The sequence below is a fragment of the Psychrobacillus sp. Z16_25 genome, from assembly GCF_056856695.1.
Map to the genome: position 1 here is coordinate 23318 of NZ_JBXEOV010000004.1, position 21483 is coordinate 44800.

Here is a 21483-nt window from a genome sequence, read left to right on the forward strand (position 1 = left end):
CTAATGGCAACACAGCAATCACACTATATTCTCCCAAATCTACAATCTCCGAAATTTTCAACTGTGTTCATCCATACAAATTGGAAAGCAGAGCTATTCTCTCTTAATTGTTAAATTAATTCCTTTAGAAGACTAAAATAGCGCACACAATGTATTTCTACAATGAAGCTTCCACCTCCTTTTTACAAAAAAAGCTCGACCAATAATATAATCTATATAAAAATCTTAACCACTTATATAAGCATCCTCTTCTACAACCGTTTTCCCAGACTTATTCAGAACTGTCCCATAAATAGCTCCTAATATTTGAAGTTGACCCCCATCATTAACAATATCGCCAATCACCTGTGCGCCTTTTTGAATAAAAACAGCTGCTCCCTCTCTGATGATTAAGTTATTATTTATTACACCGTGCAGGTCCATTTTCCCACCCTTTTCTACAACTACTTGTCCTTTCACTTCTCCAAGTATTTCAACATACTCATTTACAACCAAACTATCATTATATATACCTATGATAAAATTCATGCTAACCCTCCTGTTTTATCCGTAATTCGACAAAAAAGGGCAATTTCCTTCTATTTCAAAAAATTATTATGGTGATATATATTTATCTACTGAAAAGATTAAGTTTGACGGTACCTTACTTGAAAATAAATTAAAAATCAAAAAGAGGAAATGCCTTTCTGACGAAAAGTCTGAAAGGCATTTCCTAGTTTCAAAAACCATCCTACTTATTTAGCGAATGAGTTGTTTCCATTTTGCTAACAGCACCGTACATTAATAATGGAATACTCCATAAGAAATAATATCTAAAATCATAAAATTCTCCAGAAAACATTTGGACCAAGATCATATATAAAGGTAGGCCAGAAAAAACAAATAGAGGAGATTTTCTAAATCTAAAAATTAAAATAATAGAATACAATAAAAAGATAAAAAAAACGAAAGCTCCAAGAAGGCCAATTTCCACCATCATTTCTAACAATAAATTATGTGGATATACATGGCCTGTATGCACTGTAAAGGAATCTATCCCAAATCCAAAGAACGGTTTTTCTTTTATCATCTCTATTGCATCCTCATAGATGATATCTCTTCCAGAGGTATAAACTTTATTTCCATCAAATGTGACGCCAATAATTCTTTCCATAAATACTTTTTTTACTGGCTCATAAATAAAGTACACAATAGCTATGCATAAGGGAATCAGCAATAATTTTTTTAAAGTTAATCTATTATTCGTTTTTATTTTCCCTACAAATAATTTCTTTATTAAAAACATTATTAGGAATACACCAGCTGCACCAACAAGGCCACCTCTTGATCCTACTAATACGATACTTGCTAGGAAAAACAGGATAGCTATTAAATACCAAATCTTTTTCTGAAAAGAATACTTATACAGGGTAGCACAAGTAGCAAAAAACAAAATCCTTGTCGTTACATTTGGACCACTTAGATTAACGTCCCCCCTTGATGCCCCTGATAAGACACTGAAAATCACGGGAATCGCATAACAAACACCAATTACTATAAAAAATGTTGAAAGGACAGAAAAGAAATCTCGCGGACTCATTCGTCGGACAATGAATACCGTACCGAATAACAGCATTAGCAAAAAGAGTAAACTCACAAACTTACCAACTGCCATATTTGGAGCTAATGTATAAAACAGAGAAATGGCAGAAAGAAATACATAAAAGATTAGCGTTAGCAGAAACACTACTAAGTTATCTCTTATACGCGTTCCTTTCACCGTAACTTTGGTTGCACCTAATAAACAGACTAATAGGAATATGACAAACAAAATATATCTTACTTCCATAGTTATTCCAAGATTTAATCTATTTAACGTAAAAGTTCCCGATAAATAGGTTAAAACTAATACTAACAAAGCTACTTTCATAATTGGCATGTAAAAAATCCTTTTTTATAAAATATATTATACCTTACCCTATTTTAGATGAGTAAAATTTCAAGCTAATAGGTAAATAGATAAATAACAACAAACTAGCAATAACCTTAGCAATAGCTACCCCAATTAACCCGTAGCTAATACATAAGAGTACGGATGTAACTATCAGTATGATCCCATACACTAAAAATACTTTATTAAAATATTTCACACCTTGATATTTCATAATTACCGGCTTTAAAACATCTACACCTCCCATTAGTGCAGTTCCGAGACATATAGGAATAATAAGGTCTTCTATTTGTAATAAAAAACTCGGGTATAATAAATAAACTAGTAAAGGAGTAGTTAATACAGTCAATAGAAAGTAAAATAAGGCCACCACTATAGAACAAAGTATCGTTATATTAACAGTTTTCTTATTTATGCTTTCCTTACTTATAGCTAATTTACCTAAAATAAAGTTTGATAATGGATTCATAATTAGGGAACCAATTCTTGCTGAAATAGACGTTGAATAATATAAACTAACATTTCCAGCTCCCAGTATAGGGAAAATAACAAACCGATCGTACTGGGTCAATGAATAGGACACACCATTATTAAACATTAATTGAAATGAATTAGTGGAACTTAAAGGGCTTTTATCTTTAAATAATTTAAAGAAATCAGTTTTTAAGGTTATATAATAGGTGGCTATCACAGATACAATTTCAGCGAATAGGAAAATGACTAACCAGTTACGTGAATAATAAAATGCAATAACACCCAAAACAGTTCCTAGAAAATAATAGACATTTTGTTTCAATATCCCTTTGTGATTGTCTTTAATACGATATTCGGAAATAAAAAAATATCGAACGTTACCTAATAAACAAATGACACCAAAAAGAAGGGCCTCTAAATAATTGGTGGAAAAGATAACTATATAAACAATAAATCCAATTACCATTGATAGTAAATTACTCGCTATAAGCAATTTTTTATAAAGAAAATTATAGAACTTTTGATCAAGAAGTCTAGCATTTCCAATACTGAAGCCCAACATTGAGGTAATGATATTAATTATTCCAAAAGCTAATACTATTTTTCCAAAAGTATCAATATCATAGTTTCTTGAAATAAAGGGCAAGGCTATGATTTGTTGAACTATAATAAGCAGTGAAAATGAAAAGATGTTGATTAGGAATTCAATCAATACTGTTCTATATTTTAAATAATATTTTATTTTTTCTAATAGTCCGCGCTTCAACTAAACATCTTCCTTCTTCATTAAATACAATAAGGAATATTTTTCTTTTCTATAAACTCCAATAAACAAATCCTCTGGATACTGACTCTTTTCTATTTAGAAGTCCTTTTATATCTATAAGAACTTTATTTTCATTTTGATATAACTCACTTAAATAGTTTAAATTGTACTCTTCTTTAAAAATATAATGATTCACTGCTAATACTACGGCATTTAAATCTTTTAAATCTGCCTTGTCTACAAGGTGTATTCTATAGGAGTTCCAAACATCCTCCTTATCTGCAACCGGATCATGCACTATTACTTCTACACCAAACTCTTCAAGTTCTTTAATAATATCGATGACCTTCGTATTTCTTACATCAGAACAATTCTCTTTAAACGTAATACCTAAGATGGCAACTTTTGCGCCTTTTATAGGTTGCTCAGCCTTTATTAATTTCTTAATAATGTTTTGTGCAACATATATCCCCATATCATCATTAATTTTTCTGCCAGCTAAAATAATTTGAGAGTGATATCCCAATTGCTCAGCCTTATAAGTAAAATAGTATGGATCTACTCCAATACAATGTCCTCCTACCAAACCGGGTGTGAATCTTAGAAAGTTCCACTTGGTACCAGCAGCCTCTAGTACAGCTTTTGTATCGATATCCATTTTATTGAATACCATAGATAATTCATTCATAAAGGCAATATTAATATCTCTTTGAGAATTTTCAATTACTTTTGAGGCTTCTGCCACTTTGATAGATTCGGCTTGGTGGACCCCCGCTTCTATGATAGCTCCATAAACTTTTGAAATTATGTCAAGTGTACTTTCATCTGAACCAGAGACTACCTTCGTAATTTTTGTTAATGTATGTACTTTATCACCTGGATTAATACGTTCAGGTGAATAACCAACTGTAAAATCCACACCAAACTTCAGGCCTGACTCCTTTTCTAAAACCGGAATACAAACTTCCTCTGTAGTCCCGGGATATACTGTTGATTCATATACAACAATTGAACCCTTCGTTAGATTTCTGCCAATCGTTTTACTTGCTTCGATTACCGGATTTAAATCTGGTGTTTTATCACTATTTATTGGAGTTGGAACAGCCACTATGTGAAACTTACAGTCTCTCAAAATAGCTTCTTCATTAGAAAATACCACTGTTGAACTTTTTATCGCTTCATCCCCAACTTCGTCTGTTATATCAATTCCAGCTAAATATTTATCCAACTTCTTTTTATTTACATCGAAACCTATCACGCTAAACTTTTTTGCTAACTCAATAGCAAGAGGCAGACCAACATATCCTAATCCAATAACTGAAATTTTTTCTATATTACTTGTTAGTTTCTCATAAAGGGTCATCTAATTATCTCTCCTATATCAAGCATTCTCTATCACACCAATTAATTTTTCGGTTAACTTATTAAAGTCAAACTCATATGCAATCCTTCTCGCATTTTCTCCCATTAATATTTGCTCATGCTTATTTGTTATTGCCCGTTCAATTGCTTTAGCAATTTCCTCAGCATTTTGGATTGTCGCACTAATGCCACATTCGTATTTTTGGCAAATACTATAGCCCGTCGTATATGTTTGAACAATACATTTACCTGCAGCCAAATACTCAAAAAACTTATTCTGACTTTGACCGTATTTATCTAGACTTGTACTAGAATTATGTAGTATATTTACATCTGCTTTTTTAAGAATGGAAGGTACATATTTTTTTTCTACTCGACCTTTGAATAGAACATTCGTTATTTTTTCCTCGCTGCATCTTTTCTTTAATAGTTCTTCCTCGTCACCAGAACCATAAATTAAAAATCTTACGTCATCTAGACCCTTATGTTGAATAATTTTTGCAGCTTCCAACAACATTCCAAGATTGTTAACCTTTCGAATAGAACCAGCATAGACAATGTTTATATAATCTTGATTATCTAAATCTGGATCGGAAACTTGAAATAGTTCACTGTTTAAATCAAAAGTATCAATCACAACGCCATTGCTAATATGATGGACCTTGGATAAATCTATCTCAGCATCCCAGCCTTGATGAATAATATAATCTTTGCCACCTTCCCAAGTCATAATAATAGAATCAGCATTTTTATATATCCACTTTTCACCTTTATATAAGGTCTTCGCGATTAAACTGTCCCTTTTTAAACTACCGTAGGCAACAATGCTTTCTGGCCACAAATCTCTTACCTCGCAAATACATTTAATACCGAATTTTTTTGCAAGCTTGATCCCAGCGACTAACGTTAACGGATGGACACTAGAAGCAAGTATGATATCTGGCTTTCCGTGTTTCGCTGCATATTCTTTCCCTACAGAAAGAATATTCTTATAAAAAGCCAACATATTTTTTATCCTTTGCTTCCCATTTCCTATATAGGTTGGTGTTTTGACAAAGGTAAATGGGATGCCATTAGCAGTTTCGGTACTATATAATTTCTCATTTGTAAGGATATTCTCGTTACTGTTATGGATAGTTGAAGCACAAAATATAGTAGGGAGGTACCCTTTCTCCCTCAAACTTTCTGCAAACCAGAAATGTCTGCCCGCTTTATCCTTGAACATACTTGTCGCATAGTGATTTATAATCCAAATATTTCTTTTCATCCTCTTACTCTCCTAACAGGAACTCCTACATAGGTCCCTGGCACCGTTATATCGCTAATAACTACACCTGCAGCACCGATATTACATTTTGCTATAATATTTATGTTATTACTTACAATACTTCCAATACCTAACCAAGATTCTTCCCCAACATTGACAGTTCCCGCAAGATGCGCACCTGGTGAAATGTGAACAAAGTCTTCTATACGATTGTCATGATCTATTGTGGAACCCGTGTTTATGATGCAACCTTTTCCTATTTTGGTACAACAATTAATTACGACTCCAGCCATTACAACAGATCCACTACCAATTTCAACTTGTTCTCCTATAGTAGAATCTGGATGAATGAGTACTGGAATATTTACACCTGCTTTTTCAAGGATTAAATGAATCTTTTTTCTCGTTATATTGTTTCCAATACCTACGAACATCTCATAGTAGTCCATGTACTTAATAAAATCTCTTGAGGATCCTAGTACCTCTAGCCCCATGACAGATTTTAGCTCTTCATCATCATCTAAAAATGCAATACTTTTCCACTTATCCATTTTTAAAGCAATATCTGCAAGCACTTTTCCATGCCCACTCGCACCAATTATTAAAAGTTTCTTTGTCATACCTGGACTCTTTCCTTCTTTGTTCCTTTAAATGGTTCCATAGTTTCTGAAGAAGTAGAACTGATGCCTTCTCTCACTAAAACTTTTTTAATCGTCAACATGATAATTTTCCAATCCCCAATAAAGCTCACATTATCTACGTATTGAACATCTAAATCAAATTTATCTTCCCAGCTAATAGCATTTCTTCCGTTAGCTTGAGCTAGTCCTGATAATCCTGGTCGAACCTCATGTCTACGTTTTTGCTGTTCATTATAGAGTGGAAGATACTGAACTAATAGTGGTCTAGGGCCTATGATTGACATATCACCTTTTAAAATATTAAAGAGTTCGGGTAATTCATCTAGTGAGGTAGAACGAAGAAATCTTCCAAACTTAGTTAGCCTAATATTATCTGGGAGCAAGTTTCCATTGGCATCAGTTTCATCCGTCATCGTTCTAAATTTATACATCATGAAAATCTTTTCATTTAGCCCTGGTCTTGGCTGTTTAAATAAGATAGGACTCCCAAGCTTCACTCTGACTAAACTAGCTACTACTACAAGTATTGGACTGAGAACAAGAATGGCAATTAAAGAAAGAATAAAATCCATCGGCCTTTTCATAAACTTCTTATAAATACCACCTTTTGACTTGTTCTTCATTTTAGCCACAGCCCTTTTATAATGTTACATACTCTATTTAGGTCCTCGTCTGACATTTTCGTGTCCGAAGGCAAACATACCCCATTTTCAAAGAGCTTCTCCGAAAAATCACTTCCAATATAATCATACTTTTCAAAGAACGGCTGCATATGCATTGGTTTCCAAACAGGTCTGGATTCAATATTTTCTTGTTCAAGAGCATCCATGATATCTCTTGGTCTTATGTGACCAGTTAAGACGATGGAACTTAACCAATAATTAGGTTCATTCCAGCTATTACTTGGCATAAATTCAATGGAGTCTAATTCTTCAAGCTCTCGCTTGTAAAATTCGAAAATATAGTTTTTCTTTTTGACTCTTTGTTCTAGAATCTTCAGCTGCCCTCTACCAATTCCGGCTACGACATTGCTCATCCGATAGTTAAATCCTAATTCGCTATGCTGGTAATGCCTTGCTGGATCTCTTGATTGAGTTGCCCAAAATCTTGCCTTTGCAATACGTTCTTCATTATCTGAAATAAGTACCCCACCACCAGAAGTCGTGATGATTTTATTCCCATTAAAAGAGAAAATACCATAATCACCAAATGTGCCTGTGTGCTTCCCTTTATAATAAGTTCCCAGAGACTCTGCCGCATCCTCAATAACCGCTACGTTATGTCTGTTACAAATTTCCATGATTTTATCCATATCTGCGGATAAACCATACAAGTGGACCACAATTACAGCCTTAACGTTAGGATACTTTTCGAATGCCTCTTCTAATGCTTTGGGACTTATATTCCATGTTTCATGATCACTATCGATAAAGACAGGAATTGCTTTTTGATAAATAATTGGATTTGCGGTAGCTGAAAAAGTCAATGTAGGACAAAAAACAATATCTCCCTCTTCTACCCCTGCTGCCTTCAGAGCTAAATGAAGAGCAGCTGTTCCAGAAGAAAGAGCAGCCACTGCCCTTGTTCCAACCTTTTTAGCTATTTCTCTTTCAAAACCATCTACATTTTCTCCTAGAGGAGCTATCCAATTTGTATCAAATGCATCCTGTATATATTGCAACTCATAACCTTCCTCACTCATATGTGGTGAAGAAAGAAATATTCTTTCTTTCGGTCTAGTCGATAACATCTTTCAAGCTTCCTTCCGTTACTAAATAATAGTTTTATAGACAGTTTCTAATATTATATTGATTGAATTTTCTATTACGACATTTTAGTTTATTGCTATTTGAGCGAGCTTTTTCTCTTCTAGCTAATACTCAATCAATCTTTGAGTCTTCAATAGTTACTCTTACAATAGGAGTTATATTCCTATTAGGCCTCTCTAGCCAGTTGATTAATTAGTTCTTCTACATTTTTCCGATTTGCAAGACCTATTAAGGTATTCTTTAATTCCTCTATTGTCATGTTAGGGAGCTTTTCTAATATATAAATTAATTCCAACTCGCTAATTGGCGTTGCTTTCCCGATATGAATCTTCGGATGAATATATTTACTTTGAATTTCATCCTCGTCTAGCAGTTCTTCATATAGCTTTTCTCCAGGTCTAATGCCAGAGAATTGAATACCAATTTCTTCTTCACTGAATCCCGATAGTCTAATTAAATTTTTAGCTAGGTCAACAATTTTTACTGGCTCTCCCATATCTAGAACAAAAACCTCGCCACCCTGCGCAAGGGTTCCTGCTTGTATGACTAATCTCGAAGCCTCAGGTATTGTCATAAAATAACGAGTCATTTCTGGATCCGTTACGGTGATTGGTCCACCCTCTGCAATTTGCTTTTTAAATAAAGGCACCACACTACCACGTGAACCAAGTACATTTCCAAACCTTACTGCGGCGAATTTTGCCTCACTAAATCTCGCAATATTTTGAATAATCATCTCAGCAAAACGCTTAGTTGCGCCCATTATATTCGGAGGATTCACTGCTTTATCGGTAGAGATTAAAACGAAGTGACCCACTCCAAACTTATCTGCAGCCTCTGCAACATTCTTTGTTCCAAATATATTGTTTTTAACTGCTTCCATTGGGTTATATTCCATTAAAGGAACATGCTTATGTGCAGCTGCATGATAAATCACATCAGGTTTATAATCTGCAACTATCTCAAAAATTCGGTTTCTGTCTTGTACATCTGCAATAATGGGAATAATTTCTGTGTTTACTGAAACTTTTTTTCTTAATTCCATGTCTATGGTATAAATAGAGTTTTCTCCATGGCCAAGTAACAAAAGTCTTTTAGGATTGAATTCAGCAACCTGTCTACATATTTCAGATCCAATAGATCCCCCTGCACCGGTAATTAGTATAGTTTTGTTTGAAATTTTAGAGGCTATTAAATCTAAGTCCAGTTCCACCTCATCACGTCCAAGTAAGTCCTCGATTCGCACATCTCGAATTTCATTTATTGAAACCTTGCCTGTTAGTAAGTCTTCAATTAGTGGCATTATTTGCGTATGGATACCAGTATCTAAGCACTTTCTCATCAGCAAAGAACTAGATGCCTTGTCTAAAGAAGGAATGGCAACGATAATATGCTCAATATCCAAATCCTTCACAACGTCCCTAATAATATCCGTACCACCTACTACACGTATCCCAAAAATTTCTAGCCCCTTCTTCGTAGGCTGGTCATCTAAAAAAGCAACAGGGATCAGAGGGGAATCTGTATTTTTTAATAGCTGTCTAGTAATCATTGTCCCAGCAGACCCTGCACCAATGATTAAAGTTCTCTTTTTTGAACAAAGCTTTTCCTTTTTTTGTCCAAAGAAGTCTTTAAAAATCCTCCATGATAATCTGGAGCCTCCAATTAGTAAGAGATGAATCATCCATGTAATAGCTAGTGTTCTAAATAACACATCACCTCTAATAGCAAACTGAACAATTCCTACAATTAGGATTGATAACGTGACTGCCCTAAAAATGGAGATAAGTTCTTGAATCGAAGCATATGACCATACCTTCCTGTAAAGTCCAAAATACATTGCACAAACATGGTGTGATATAAAAATAGTCAAAGAGCTTATCAGGACAAATTGATTTGTAAAGGGATTATCAATTGGATGAAGTAAATAATAGCCAATGTAAATGGAAGAAATCACAATTACTGAGTCTACTAACAGAAGTAAAGACATCCTTTTTTTTAAAGACATGCAAAATCCCTCCATGTTTTGTGTAAAAATTTTCTAGAGTTAAGCATAATATTTAACTATAGATTTACTATTTGGCTATTATACACCAGCCCTTAGTGGTACTGAAGGAATAAAATGGAAGAGAAGATATATTGAAAAAATAACTAGGTAGTATCACTTAATCCTTTTTACACAATTAAGGAAACTAATTATTTTTAATGAGGAAATATATACACTATTTCTTTTTACTTTAATTCTAATTTTGGTAGGTTACGACTAAAAATAACCTTTTTGTCATATTAAGCAAGACTTTCTATTCTTTTTTTGTCAAAAAACGTTTTTTGCTGGTAATTGGTGAAGAATTTAACGGAATCTTGGAGAAATATATTCATCTATGACTATAAAAAAAGGAAAGAACTTTTCATTTCAAGTTCCTTCCTAGGCAAATATATAATTAAAAGTTAAGTAACTTTTTTTTACAATAGGTTATTTAGGCAAATAGATTCCACCATTTCTTTTTTTCGAATTCTTGTGGCTCTAAAAGTATTATTTCCTCATTTTCAATAATTCTGGCATTATTCTCTAGGAGCACATCCACCATATCTAGCATTTTATGCTTTTCTAGGTGACGCAGTCCTTGATCAAATTTATAAGGTCGAGATTGACTATTATGAACGTCAGAGCCATATGTATGAACCAAATTAGCATTAAGCAACTGTATGGAGAGCTTTTGAATTGCTCTACCAAAATGTCCCGCCAAGCTTCCAGAGGTAATTTGAGCAATCGCTCCATGGTCAATAAGTCTTTTTAATCTTGTCGGATTCTCAGCAATCGCTCGATTTCTTTCAGGATGGGCGATAATAGGAATAATATTCATTAATGATAGCTCGTGAACGATATCTATTGTATATGGTGGTATTCCTTGAGAGGGTAATTCTAACAAGAGATACTTTGAATCTGCGAGAGTATGTATTTTCCTTTCTTTTAAAAGCATGACTAAATCATCTCTTAAGCGTACCTCATGCCCCAAGTGAATTTTAATAGGCAGCTTTAGATTGCTAACTTCCTGATTCAGTTGGTTGACTTGCCTAATAACCTCCTCTCCATCTGCATGGAATAAAGGATGAATGGCATGAGAAGTAGCGATTATTTCTGTTATCCCCTCCTCCACTGCCATTTCAAGCAGATTTAGCGATTCATCTTTATCTTTTGGACCATCATCTAATCCAAATAATATATGACTATGAATATCTATCATTCACTAACTCAACTACCCTTCCTATTAGATAGTAAAAAGGAGCATAAGGCTACTAACTCCCTTTACTCCTGATCTCCATAATATTGGTGATAATAACTGTTCTTTTCTAATTTAAAGTTATTTAGAATAGCTCCAATTACTTTTGCTTTTGAAACAGTTAGCAGCTCTTTTGCCTTTATGGCACTCTCCTTATCCGTTGAACCAGCACTTATTACCAAAATAGTCCCATCACTTTTATTCGCCAAAATTTGAGCGTCTGTTACAGATAGCAATGGCGGAGCATCGAAAATAATCAAATCAAAATCGTTCTTTAACTCCTCGATTATTTCATCTATCACTTTCCCACTCAACAACTCAGCTGGATTAGGGGGGATTGGTCCGCTTGTAATAACAAAGAGATTATCTATATCTGTTTGCTTCACTGCCTCTTTTAAGGCCGTTTTCTTGGTAAGAACGTTAGATAAGCCTATCGTATTTGTTTGATGAAATGTGTGTTGCACAGTGGGCTTTCGCATATCTCCATCTATTAAAACTACTTTCTTTCCCTCTTGTGCAAATAGGCAGGCTAAGTTTGCTGATGCAGTGGACTTCCCCTCCGCCTGTAAAGATGAGGTGAATAATAGAGTTCGAAGTTCTCCCTCAGGTCTCGAAAAGTTTATATTAGTTCGAGCCGTACGAAACTGCTCAGAAACAAAGGATTTTGGATCAGTTAGCACTACTAATTTACGTGCAATCTGTTGAAGATTTTTTTTCTTTTTGGACATATTTTATACACTCACTTTCGTCTACGAGACTGAACTAGGGGCTTGCTATTAGAAAAGGGACTAATCAATCCTAAAATTGGTAATCCTAGAATATCCTCAACATCTTGCTCATTTTTAATTGTAGTATCTAGATACTCCATTAAAAATGCCAGCCCCATACCAATCATTAATCCGATTATCGCTCCAATCACCATATTAAGTATGGGATTGGGCTTCACTGGAGATGGATCCTCCATATGCTCTGCCTGAGAAAGGATATTAACATTGTCCATATTCATCAGTCTTTTCACTTCATCCTGAAAGACAGATGCTGTGGTGTTTGCAATATCTACTGCTTGATAATACTCTGTATCCTGAGCCGTAATATTTACTACTTGAGAATTTTCAGCATTTGTCACTGTAATTTTTTCTGTCAAAGAAGCAGGAGTAGTATCAAGGTCAAGTTGCTCAATAACCTTTCCAAGAATGGCAGGACTTTTAATAATTACATTATATGTATTAATTAATTGTAGATTCGTTTGAATCTCCTGTGAATTATATGGCTGTTGCTCAAGATTGTCTGTCTTATTTACTAATATTTGTGTAGAAGCCTGATATACGGGAGTTATTAGAAAATAACTAACTACTCCAGCTATGATTACTCCTAATGCCACTAAGCTAATAATCAACCATATTCTTTTCTTTAAGGCTTTCATGAAGTCCTGTAATCTGATAGTTTCTTCCATGTATGCTTACTTCTCCTTCTTTTACATAATTTACGCATCCTAATCCTAGCATGAAATTCACACTAGCATAGCATGATCCCACTTTTCACCATGCTAATAATTAACATAGTCCCTCCAAAATATTGTATACTCTCACAATTTTATAGAATAAGAATTTACCACATTCTACTTTATTATATTGCCAGGCAAGAAAGAGAAAACCTTCAAGAAGGCTTAAAAGAAGACATTTTGCTTATATGCTCATGAAGTTGATTGTAGCAATTAACAAAATGTCTCCTCATTAATTAATTGTTAGTTGCCCAAAGCTTTAGTCAAGATTCCTTCTCTTCTTGCCTTTTTTTTCTCCTCATATTCTTCCTTAAAGCTTTGTGCATATGACTTATCAAAGCCATTTTTCACTAAATCGTTTTCCAACATTGTCAATACACCATAAAAAACGGTGTCCGTGCTTTTCTCTAAGCTATTAGCCGAACTCATATATTTGTTATAAAAATATCCAAACTCGATACTCTCGCCACTTGCTTTTTTATCCTGGTACTCTTTTTTTGCATGTCCAACTAATGCACTTATTTTCTTGTCTGCCTGTGATTCGAGCTCACTGAATATAGGAACATACTTCTGTTTAATAGATGCTACAGTTGCCTCTTGCTCATTGTTCTTTCCTGCTTTTGTTGGAGTTTGAGAGTTTGAGATATTCTTAGTATCTCCTGTCTCCTCAGAAGCAGCTGAGCTTGTCAATTTGGTAGCATTAGAATTCTGAGCTGAGGTATCACCTGATTCAGCCTCTATAAGATTCTCTCCCTCTCCTTTACCTAGTTCGCTCACATTTCCTTCTGAATCAAAAGTAATTTTACTTCCGTCGGGTAATTCTACTATATATGGATCCTCCACAATTTTTTCGACTTCTCCGTCCGCCACATCATACTGTTTGAATTTAAACTCATAAAGTAAATATCCCCCGACTGCCACAATTAAAACAAAAAAAGATAGGAGCAAGATTTTTGTCTTTCTTCCTTTTTTCATAGAATTCCCCTTTTTCACATTTTTTTCAGTTTACCATGAAGCATTTACAAACTGTAGGCAAGATAACAATTTGAGATAATGGACCCTGTACTTAACCTGCCATATTAAATGTTTATACAGCTAAAGATATAGTAAAAAACAGCTATGATTAGTAGGGAAGTTGAATAGGCATCTTGAAAAACAACCAGCTATCCACTTGATAACTGGTTGTTTTTTCTTCCTATATTAAAATTTAAAATAGTAAACGTCATTTATTTGATTGACATCATGTGTACCCGTAACTGTAAAGGAAACTGTTGATCCAGTTAAGAATGCGATGGGGCTTGTAGGTGAAATATTTGCTTTAGTCATACCTTTTGCAAGTAAGTCATTTAAATTTATACCATTATTATTTTCTGCAGTTTCAGATATAGTTTGGGTAATGCCCAATGGTGATACCAAGGTAATTACCGCTGTTTCCACTACCGTATTTGTATGGAATACATCTAATACCGGTTTTGAAACTTCATTAAACTCACCAATCGTAGTGCTATTATCTTTAATATTTACCTGGATAGTTTTATCATTTAATGTTAGGTCAATTTTCTCCTCTAGTGAACTGTCTATCCCATCTACAGCCGATTTAATCATAGAATTTAAAGCTACATTCCCTTCCGTAACTGGTCCAGGTGTTGGAATGATAATGGGATTTTCTGAATCAGGAACTTTTGATTCTGTACGAACAATAAAGGACGCTAATTGTCCGCGTTTCACTGGTGATCCAGGCTCAAAGGTTGTCGCAGTGGCACCCTTTGTAATTCCCAAGTCTACTAAAGTCTGAACATACCCTTTATACCAATGATGAGGTTTTACATCCGTGAAAGTATTATCTATTTCTGTTGCTTCCGGAAGTTTAAAAGCTAGCGATAGTATTTTAGACATTTGTGCTCGCGTCAACGTGTCACCTGGGCGAAATGTATTGTCTTCCGTGAAACCAGTAATAATCCCTTCATTCACAAGTGCAGCGATAGGACCGTAGTAAGTATGATTAGTACTAACATCCGCAAATCCTGGATTTTTAACGTCTATCGTGTCTAGTTCTAGGGCCATGGCAATTATTTTCGCAGCTTGTCCACGTGTAACAGATCCATTTGGCTTAAAGGTATTATCTTCAAATCCTTTGATAATACCGCGATCTGCTAATTCTAACACTGCCTCATAGTGACCGTTTGAAGGAAGAAGATCTTTGAAGGTGTTTTCTGCAGCGTTGGAACTAACCGAAGCAGTTGTAACAAAAGCACCGGATGCCAAAGAAGCAGCCAAGGCAGCCTTAAATAATTTACTGGATAAATAATTAGATTTTTTCACTTAAAATTCCTCCTTGTTTGTTAGTATATTCTTAATAGTGAAGCAAATTCTAGTAAATAATAACACACTATATCCTGATTCTGTTAAAGATAAATCTATAAAAAAATCTAATAAGAGGAATTTTGTAGATAAATGTCGAGCTATTTTATAGTTTAAAATGGTGCATCTTAAATTTTTTTCTAGAATTCATGAAATTTTTTTAGCTATCGCTTATTATTTAGCATAATTTAGTTTCATTTGAAAATTTAATAAAATCTTAAAATCTACTAACAAAAAAGTTATTCTTACTTTTTTAGGTTTTGTTGATTTGTATTTTAATAAAAATTTCCCGTAAGCATTTATAAATTCCCTTCACAAAAAAAGAGTTCGGGAAAACCCGAACTCCTGAAACTTTTTGGGGATATTAAATACTTATTTCCTCTTGTTATTTCTTTCCCCAATTATCAAATATGTTTTTCATCTTTCTTATTTCGATTTTTTTCGTTGTTTTGTGACCAACTAAGTCCTCTACTTCAATTACAAAGGTATTTTTACCATCTACTAAGGACAATTCTAGCTCTAAATCTTTCTTAAATCCTGCCATTTTATATGGCTCTGAAAGATCTTGGGCAAATCTCTCATCTCCGTTTACTCTCACTCTGATTTCATCAAAGTTATCTTGAACGGAAACTTTTACTTTTACCTTGTCATTCAATGTAATTAGCGGATAGATACTTTTAATCGTTAGCTTTGGAGCTTGTGTATCCACAAAAACTTTACGACTAATTTGCATTTTATTTTCAAATTCATCAATTGCTGTTACAGAGATATCCTGTACCCCATCCTTCAGCGTCAAAGTATGAGAGAAGTTTTCTCCATCAAAACTATCTGCTTTCTTTCCGTTGATCGTCAACGTTTCAATAGCCGAATCATCTTCTACACGTCCCTTTACTTCTACTTTGCTCTTATTAAAAGCATCGAAATATGCCGGGCTGTCGATGTAGATGACTGGTTTTGTTGTATCCTCTTCCTCCTCTTCTTCTCTCTCCGTTTCTAACAAGTGAGTAGTAGAATTAAAGGCACCATCGAAAAACACTACTTCCAGCTTGTCATCCGCTTGGATATCTTGCGTGATGGTAAATTGTGTTTCGGAGCTTTCTAAGTAGTCATCCTCCTGATCAACGCTTACCACTTCACCGTTCACAAGCACTTGCCATTTTCTTGCCCCAGTACCGTTTTGATTGTCCTGGAAATTAGCAACTGTGATGGTTTTCGTCTCTTGGTTCAAAGTTGCATCTGCAGTAGGAGCTACTGTATCTACTTTTACCGGGAGTTTAATGGATTGCCATTCTGCTCCCTCGTAATCTATTACTCCGCTAACTTGTAGGAAGTAATCGCCATCTGCAGCTAATTGGTTATTTAATTTTCCATCCCAAGCATAGTTGTTATTGTATTTATAAGGGTTTGAGCTAATGTAATTCTTTGTTAAGTTTCGGTCTGTGCGAATTGTTCGAAGTGATTTTCCATCTGCACTTAATACTTCTACTTTTAGATTTTTCACGTTTCGGAATAAAGAGAAGACCGGTAATGCCTTATCTCTTAGACCATCTCCATTTGGAGAGAATCCGAAATAGTCAGGGTTAAAGCTTCCATCTCCATCGATAAAATTACCTTGATCATCTACTAATCCAGTGTATCCCCAATATGCTTTAGCTTCCCACATGAAATAATCAAAGATTCTTGCATCGTCCCACTCTCCGTTAAATCCGTAGAAAGGAACTGTAAGAGGTACGTTTCCAGTTACCTCTTCATTACTATCCGTTAAAGTAACAAAGCCATCCACAAAGAATCCATTCGTGAAGGTTTCTTTTAAGCTTTCTAAATTTGCTACATCTACTTGAACTGTGAGTGTTGCCGAACCATTTGCAGGGATTGTCAGCTGTTCAGGTGTATCAATCGCTACATCCTCCGTAACAACAGCGGAACCGATTTGATTTGGAGCAGTAACCACATCGCCACCAACAGACGTTGCGTTATCTACTTGTACAGCAACATCCACATCATAAGTTTTTTCTTCATCTGAATAGTTTTGCGCTTGTAAAGTAAAGGAAATGCTATTATTTTCAATTTCTTTTAAAGCAACCTTTGCTAGTCCTGTTTCTTCATTTGTCACAACTACATCTGTAGCTAATGCGTTTGCAAGCTGCATTAATCCTGCTCCTTGACGTCTCGGAGATACATATTCTCCAGGATTAAACTCTACAGGCTTTGCAGTATTCATTAGTAAGTTTTTAGCTAAACGAACTCTTTCAGAATCCGCTAAGTTAAAGTCGTTGTCGATTCTTTCTAGAATCAGCGCTGCTCCACCAGCTACGTGCGGTGCAGCCATGGAAGTTCCACTCATGATTCCGTACTTATTGTCATTTAACGTAGAGAAAATGTTTCCTCCTGGAGCCGTCACTTCAGGCTTGAAGTCCAAGTTAGGAGTTGGTCCCCATGAGGTAAAGGCACTCATTTCTCCAGCCGTCGGGTTAGCAGTTTCGATAAATTCACCTTCAAATGAAACGGTTACTGTTCCATTAGCATTGATTGCTTCCTTCAGTTTTTTCCCATCGTTTTGTAATGCGAATAGATAAGGTATGTTGATAGCTGGATCCGATGCCATGTTGATCGTTCCGCTTGTATTATTATAGATAATGATTCCTGCTGCACCTGCCTGTTGAGCATTTAGAGCTTTATCAACAAAACCGATCGTCCCACGTTCCACCAATGCTATTTTTCCAGTGAAATCCTTGCCTTCAAAGTCGCTAGGTTGACCAATACCAGCATCTAGCACCTCTACAGGTCCATTGAATTTCTCCATTGGGTCTGCTGCATTTGCTAATAAATATAAGGCTTGCCCAGCTGCTGCTCCATCGATTTGATAATTAAAGCTGTAAGAAGTGATGAAACTATTTTCAAAGGATGCAACACCAAAGGAATCTCTTGATACACTTGGTGATCCAGTTAAACCATAGTCTTGGTTTTCAGCAAGCGGATAAAAATACCCATCTCCGTATAGCGCTGAGTTACCTGCAGAGATTGCAACTAACACACCATTATCTGTTGCACGTTTCACTGCTTGTTGCTCCGGACTTGAATCATCCACAAAACCAGCCGTCGCCCCTAAAGACATGTTGATCACGTCTGCGCCAAGCTTAATCGCATCGTCGATTGCTTTGATATAAATATCTCCATAGGTGGAAGAGAAGCCTGGGTCATTGCCGAAAACCTTTAACGCTAATAACTGCGCCTCAGGAGCCACCCCTTTTACTCCGTTTCCTTCTTCCTCACCATTAGCCCCAACTGTCCCAGCAACATGCATACCATGCATGGAAGCATCTGGTCCTAAATCTAGTATTTCATTGTTACCATCCATATAGTTATAGCCAAAAGGAACTTTTTCTGTATAGAATTGACCTTGTTCCAGTGTTCCATTTGCTAAGAAGGAGTTAACTTCTTCCTCTGTTAGTTCAGCAGCGGCGTTGTCTGAAAGAATCATGTCCTTATGACTTGGATCGATTCCCGTATCAATAATCCCCACTACCATCCCTTCCCCACGGAAGTTATAGTCATTCCAAGCCTGTTGTGCTTGTACTAATTCTTTCGAGTAAACCATTTCTGGCTTGATAGAAGGGCGGTCATATTTAGTAGATTCATATACTGCCTTAACACCAGGTGTTGCAGCTATTTCCTCCACAAATTTCGCTTCTACTTCTGCAGAAAAACCATTAAAGACAGTCGTGAAGCTCTCCAACACTTCTATAGAAGGAGTTTCTTTCTCGATTGTCGCTTGTACACTTACTTGTTCTTCTTCTACGTTCTCTTCTAACGTTCTTCGTTCATTTTTGTTTAGTTTTTTGTACAATAAACCTCTTTGTGTAGCCTTTTCTATAGTAGGAGCGTTAGTCAGCTCTACTATAATTCTTACTTTTTCATCCGGATTCTCTGGGTTCGCCAGATTCTTCGGAAGAACATTTTCTGTTTTTTGCTTTAACTGTAGATTGTTTGAATTGTTCGGTGACATCCCGAACACAGAGCTGGTGAATGCCAACATAAAGACCACAGTTAATAGCAAGGTTTTTTTGATTGTAGCCAAACTTATCCCCCCATTTTTCTAATTAACACCATTTCTTACAATAGTCCTGGTGCGTATAATAGAATTTATCATATTTTCTCATTATTTCAAAGATAAAGATAATATGATAAACGTTACGTGTTTGTTTCTTTTCTGTAAAAAATTGTTGACTTTTTCATGTATTTTCTGATTTGTTGTAAAGTTTTATAAAAACACCTACTTTTTGTTCAACATTACAAAAAAGTTGCTGTTACTCTTGGCTTAGGTAAATAGTAAATTAGAAACTGTTCAGAATATTATGATTAGTAATTGATATCCATTTTTTTCTATTTAAAATGAACAGAAGGATTCATTTTTAGCTAATAGGTAGTCCTAGAAGTGAAGAAGGATAAGGGGGAAATTAAATATGAAAAGTTATGAGTCTATTAGATATTAAGAATGATATGTGCTTTCTTTATTTCGAACCTTGGGTCCTCCGCTGCGTCGGACGCTTTCCGGAGGCCAACAGGATGTTGGTCAGGAAAACGTTGTCACACGATGTGACGTTCTTAGTTTTCCCTCCACAAGGTAAGCCAGCACCCATCGCTAACGCGCGTGGCTGTGCTGTCTTACCTACCACCCTGCTCCCGCTGGAGTCGCCGACGCTGCTCCGAACCAATAGGATTACTTACTATAAGGAGATATTGATTAATAGATTTCAAAGAGGACATAATCCATCAAGTAAGGAATATGTTTTACCCAATCTCTTTCGCCGTATAGCCACCTCCATCATTAGCAGTGAAGATATTTGTTGAAATGGTGCATTTTTTGACTGCTTCCATAGTTGGCAGGAATCATTTTCTTTATTAATGCTAAATCGAGGGGAGGTAAGAGCTAGTAGAACGGATTGTCGTAAAAATTGGGGATAATGTCGTAAAAACAAGAAATACTGCAAGACACGAAAAGACTACTAGGAGGCCTAGTAGTCCGGCAAGAAATTATTTTCCATTAAATTCACGAAAATCTTGGTAACGTGTGCTCTGGTTGCTGGCTCGCCAGGCAGGAAGTTACCATTATTACCTGATACTATTTTAAACTCGTATAGCATGGAGATAGCATTTTGTGTTTCTTCATCGTATTGTCCATAATCCAAGAAAGGAGCTTTTACGGTTGGCACATATTCTTTTCCATAGTGAAAATTATATAAACGCTTTAGCATTAATGCCAGCTGAGCTCGAGTAACTTCATCATTTGGCTTTAATTCTGTATTACCTTTAACAATACCGTATTTATAAGCTGTTGCGATTTCAACTTGTGTTTCCTCAGAAAAATTCACTACATCGGTGAATGGAGCTGGTTGTTCCGTTTCAACGCCAAGCAAACGAACTACTAAGCTAACTGCCTGCACTCTCGTCATCGGTGCATTCGGTTTAAACGTGCCGTCTTCGAATCCTTTGAATAAACCAAGTGAGGTCGCTTTCTCCATATACTGAGATACCCAATGTCCTTTCACGTCTGGGAACACCGGAATGTCATGTATGGGATTTGGGGATGGTGTTGTTGTTGAATCTGTAGGCAACTCGATTTGATCTTCATCAACCTTCAATTCCGTCTGGTGAGAAGAAGCTTCTACTAGAATTTTCTGCTCAAAGGCATTTGTATTCGCAAATGTGTTAATAGGCAGTAACATCAAAGATAACATCTCTATTGCCATTAATACTATAAGTAATCTTCTGTTTTTTTGTTTAGACATTTTAATTTTCCTTCCATCTTCTGTTTTCCCCTCCGAGATTAAAGACTCTCCGGTTTTAAAACTCTTCCCCTTTATCTCCCTCTACTTTCTCGACCAAAAAACCAATTCACCATTCTCTATATGTTTATCATTGGACATCTATGACACCCAAAAATATAATTATAGCTATTTTTAAAAAAATGGGGAATAACAAGGTACTGCTCCTAGTCAGCATAGCCTGGCTACATTAGATCTCGAGGGGCAAGACACAAGAGCTGGACAATAAAAAATGCCATGAACATTTGGTTCATGGCATTAACATCTATATACTTTCATTAAAAGGATTCATAGTTCATTATGATA

At 35.5% G+C, this 21483-nt stretch carries 16 protein-coding genes; all 16 read right to left on the reverse strand.

Going from position 1 to position 21483, the window contains the following annotated elements:
• Positions 1 to 225 precede the first annotated feature (225 nt).
• Positions 226 to 528: a hypothetical protein gene (locus tag AC1VU3_RS06000; protein WP_480389844.1), complete on the reverse strand. Its 303-nt coding sequence runs from the start codon at positions 526 to 528 to the stop codon at positions 226 to 228.
• 202 nt (positions 529 to 730) lie between these two features.
• Positions 731 to 1918 (reverse strand): O-antigen ligase family protein, encoded by a 1188-nt coding sequence (locus AC1VU3_RS06005; protein ID WP_482983054.1) that lies wholly within the window; start codon positions 1916 to 1918, stop codon positions 731 to 733.
• Positions 1919 to 1952: 34 nt separating this feature from the next.
• On the reverse strand, positions 1953 to 3170 hold the full coding sequence (locus AC1VU3_RS06010; RefSeq protein WP_482983055.1) for a polysaccharide biosynthesis protein: 1218 nt from the start codon (positions 3168 to 3170) through the stop codon (positions 1953 to 1955).
• A gap of 49 nt (positions 3171 to 3219) precedes the next feature.
• Positions 3220 to 4533: a nucleotide sugar dehydrogenase gene (locus tag AC1VU3_RS06015; protein WP_482983056.1), complete on the reverse strand. Its 1314-nt coding sequence runs from the start codon at positions 4531 to 4533 to the stop codon at positions 3220 to 3222.
• Positions 4534 to 4551: 18 nt separating this feature from the next.
• Positions 4552 to 5799, reverse strand: coding sequence for a glycosyltransferase family 4 protein (locus AC1VU3_RS06020; protein ID WP_482983057.1), 1248 nt, complete (start codon positions 5797 to 5799; stop codon positions 4552 to 4554).
• Positions 5796 to 6419 carry an acetyltransferase gene (locus AC1VU3_RS06025; RefSeq protein ID WP_482983058.1) on the reverse strand — a complete coding sequence of 208 codons (624 nt, stop codon included), beginning with the start codon at positions 6417 to 6419 and terminating at the stop codon, positions 5796 to 5798. The genes AC1VU3_RS06020 and AC1VU3_RS06025 overlap by 4 nt, the downstream gene beginning before the upstream one ends.
• Positions 6416 to 7063, reverse strand: a complete 648-nt coding sequence (locus AC1VU3_RS06030; protein ID WP_482983059.1) for a sugar transferase — start codon at positions 7061 to 7063, stop codon at positions 6416 to 6418. The genes AC1VU3_RS06025 and AC1VU3_RS06030 overlap by 4 nt, the downstream gene beginning before the upstream one ends.
• Positions 7060 to 8190, reverse strand: coding sequence for a DegT/DnrJ/EryC1/StrS family aminotransferase (locus AC1VU3_RS06035; protein ID WP_482983060.1), 1131 nt, complete (start codon positions 8188 to 8190; stop codon positions 7060 to 7062). The genes AC1VU3_RS06030 and AC1VU3_RS06035 overlap by 4 nt, the downstream gene beginning before the upstream one ends.
• 185 nt (positions 8191 to 8375) lie before the next feature.
• Positions 8376 to 10217, reverse strand: a complete 1842-nt coding sequence (locus AC1VU3_RS06040; RefSeq protein WP_482983061.1) for a polysaccharide biosynthesis protein — start codon at positions 10215 to 10217, stop codon at positions 8376 to 8378.
• 469 nt (positions 10218 to 10686) lie between these two features.
• The gene (locus AC1VU3_RS06045; RefSeq protein WP_482983062.1) at positions 10687 to 11454 is read right to left on the reverse strand and encodes a tyrosine-protein phosphatase; all 768 of its coding nucleotides are present in this window, start codon (positions 11452 to 11454) and stop codon (positions 10687 to 10689) included.
• Between the two features lie 62 nt (positions 11455 to 11516).
• Positions 11517 to 12218 (reverse strand): CpsD/CapB family tyrosine-protein kinase, encoded by a 702-nt coding sequence (locus AC1VU3_RS06050; protein ID WP_480389834.1) that lies wholly within the window; start codon positions 12216 to 12218, stop codon positions 11517 to 11519.
• A gap of 11 nt (positions 12219 to 12229) precedes the next feature.
• Positions 12230 to 12943: a YveK family protein gene (locus AC1VU3_RS06055; RefSeq protein ID WP_482983063.1), complete on the reverse strand. Its 714-nt coding sequence runs from the start codon at positions 12941 to 12943 to the stop codon at positions 12230 to 12232.
• A gap of 291 nt (positions 12944 to 13234) precedes the next feature.
• Positions 13235 to 13966 carry a hypothetical protein gene (locus AC1VU3_RS06060; protein ID WP_482983064.1) on the reverse strand — a complete coding sequence of 244 codons (732 nt, stop codon included), beginning with the start codon at positions 13964 to 13966 and terminating at the stop codon, positions 13235 to 13237.
• Between the two features lie 225 nt (positions 13967 to 14191).
• The gene (locus AC1VU3_RS06065) at positions 14192 to 15313 is read right to left on the reverse strand and encodes an S-layer homology domain-containing protein (RefSeq protein WP_482983065.1); all 1122 of its coding nucleotides are present in this window, start codon (positions 15311 to 15313) and stop codon (positions 14192 to 14194) included.
• 424 nt (positions 15314 to 15737) lie between these two features.
• The gene (locus AC1VU3_RS06070; protein ID WP_482983066.1) at positions 15738 to 19430 is read right to left on the reverse strand and encodes a S8 family serine peptidase; all 3693 of its coding nucleotides are present in this window, start codon (positions 19428 to 19430) and stop codon (positions 15738 to 15740) included.
• 937 nt (positions 19431 to 20367) lie between these two features.
• On the reverse strand, positions 20368 to 21141 hold the full coding sequence (locus AC1VU3_RS06075; protein ID WP_480389829.1) for an S-layer homology domain-containing protein: 774 nt from the start codon (positions 21139 to 21141) through the stop codon (positions 20368 to 20370).
• Positions 21142 to 21483 lie beyond the last annotated feature (342 nt).

What these genes read in the sequence shown, in the direction of transcription:
- AC1VU3_RS06000 (WP_480389844.1), bottom strand. Translation starts at nt 528, where the DNA reads ATGAATTTTATCATAGGTATATATAATGATAGTTTGGTTGTAAATGAG.
- AC1VU3_RS06005 (WP_482983054.1), bottom strand. Translation starts at nt 1,918, where the DNA reads ATGCCAATTATGAAAGTAGCTTTGTTAGTATTAGTTTTAACCTATTTA.
- AC1VU3_RS06015 (WP_482983056.1), bottom strand. Translation starts at nt 4,533, where the DNA reads ATGACCCTTTATGAGAAACTAACAAGTAATATAGAAAAAATTTCAGTT.
- AC1VU3_RS06020 (WP_482983057.1), bottom strand. Translation starts at nt 5,799, where the DNA reads ATGAAAAGAAATATTTGGATTATAAATCACTATGCGACAAGTATGTTC.
- AC1VU3_RS06025 (WP_482983058.1), bottom strand. Translation starts at nt 6,419, where the DNA reads ATGACAAAGAAACTTTTAATAATTGGTGCGAGTGGGCATGGAAAAGTG.
- AC1VU3_RS06030 (WP_482983059.1), bottom strand. Translation starts at nt 7,063, where the DNA reads ATGAAGAACAAGTCAAAAGGTGGTATTTATAAGAAGTTTATGAAAAGG.
- AC1VU3_RS06035 (WP_482983060.1), bottom strand. Translation starts at nt 8,190, where the DNA reads ATGTTATCGACTAGACCGAAAGAAAGAATATTTCTTTCTTCACCACAT.
- AC1VU3_RS06040 (WP_482983061.1), bottom strand. Translation starts at nt 10,217, where the DNA reads ATGTCTTTAAAAAAAAGGATGTCTTTACTTCTGTTAGTAGACTCAGTA.
- AC1VU3_RS06045 (WP_482983062.1), bottom strand. Translation starts at nt 11,454, where the DNA reads ATGATAGATATTCATAGTCATATATTATTTGGATTAGATGATGGTCCA.
- AC1VU3_RS06050 (WP_480389834.1), bottom strand. Translation starts at nt 12,218, where the DNA reads ATGTCCAAAAAGAAAAAAAATCTTCAACAGATTGCACGTAAATTAGTA.
- AC1VU3_RS06055 (WP_482983063.1), bottom strand. Translation starts at nt 12,943, where the DNA reads ATGGAAGAAACTATCAGATTACAGGACTTCATGAAAGCCTTAAAGAAA.
- AC1VU3_RS06060 (WP_482983064.1), bottom strand. Translation starts at nt 13,966, where the DNA reads ATGAAAAAAGGAAGAAAGACAAAAATCTTGCTCCTATCTTTTTTTGTT.
- AC1VU3_RS06075 (WP_480389829.1), bottom strand. Translation starts at nt 21,141, where the DNA reads ATGTCTAAACAAAAAAACAGAAGATTACTTATAGTATTAATGGCAATA.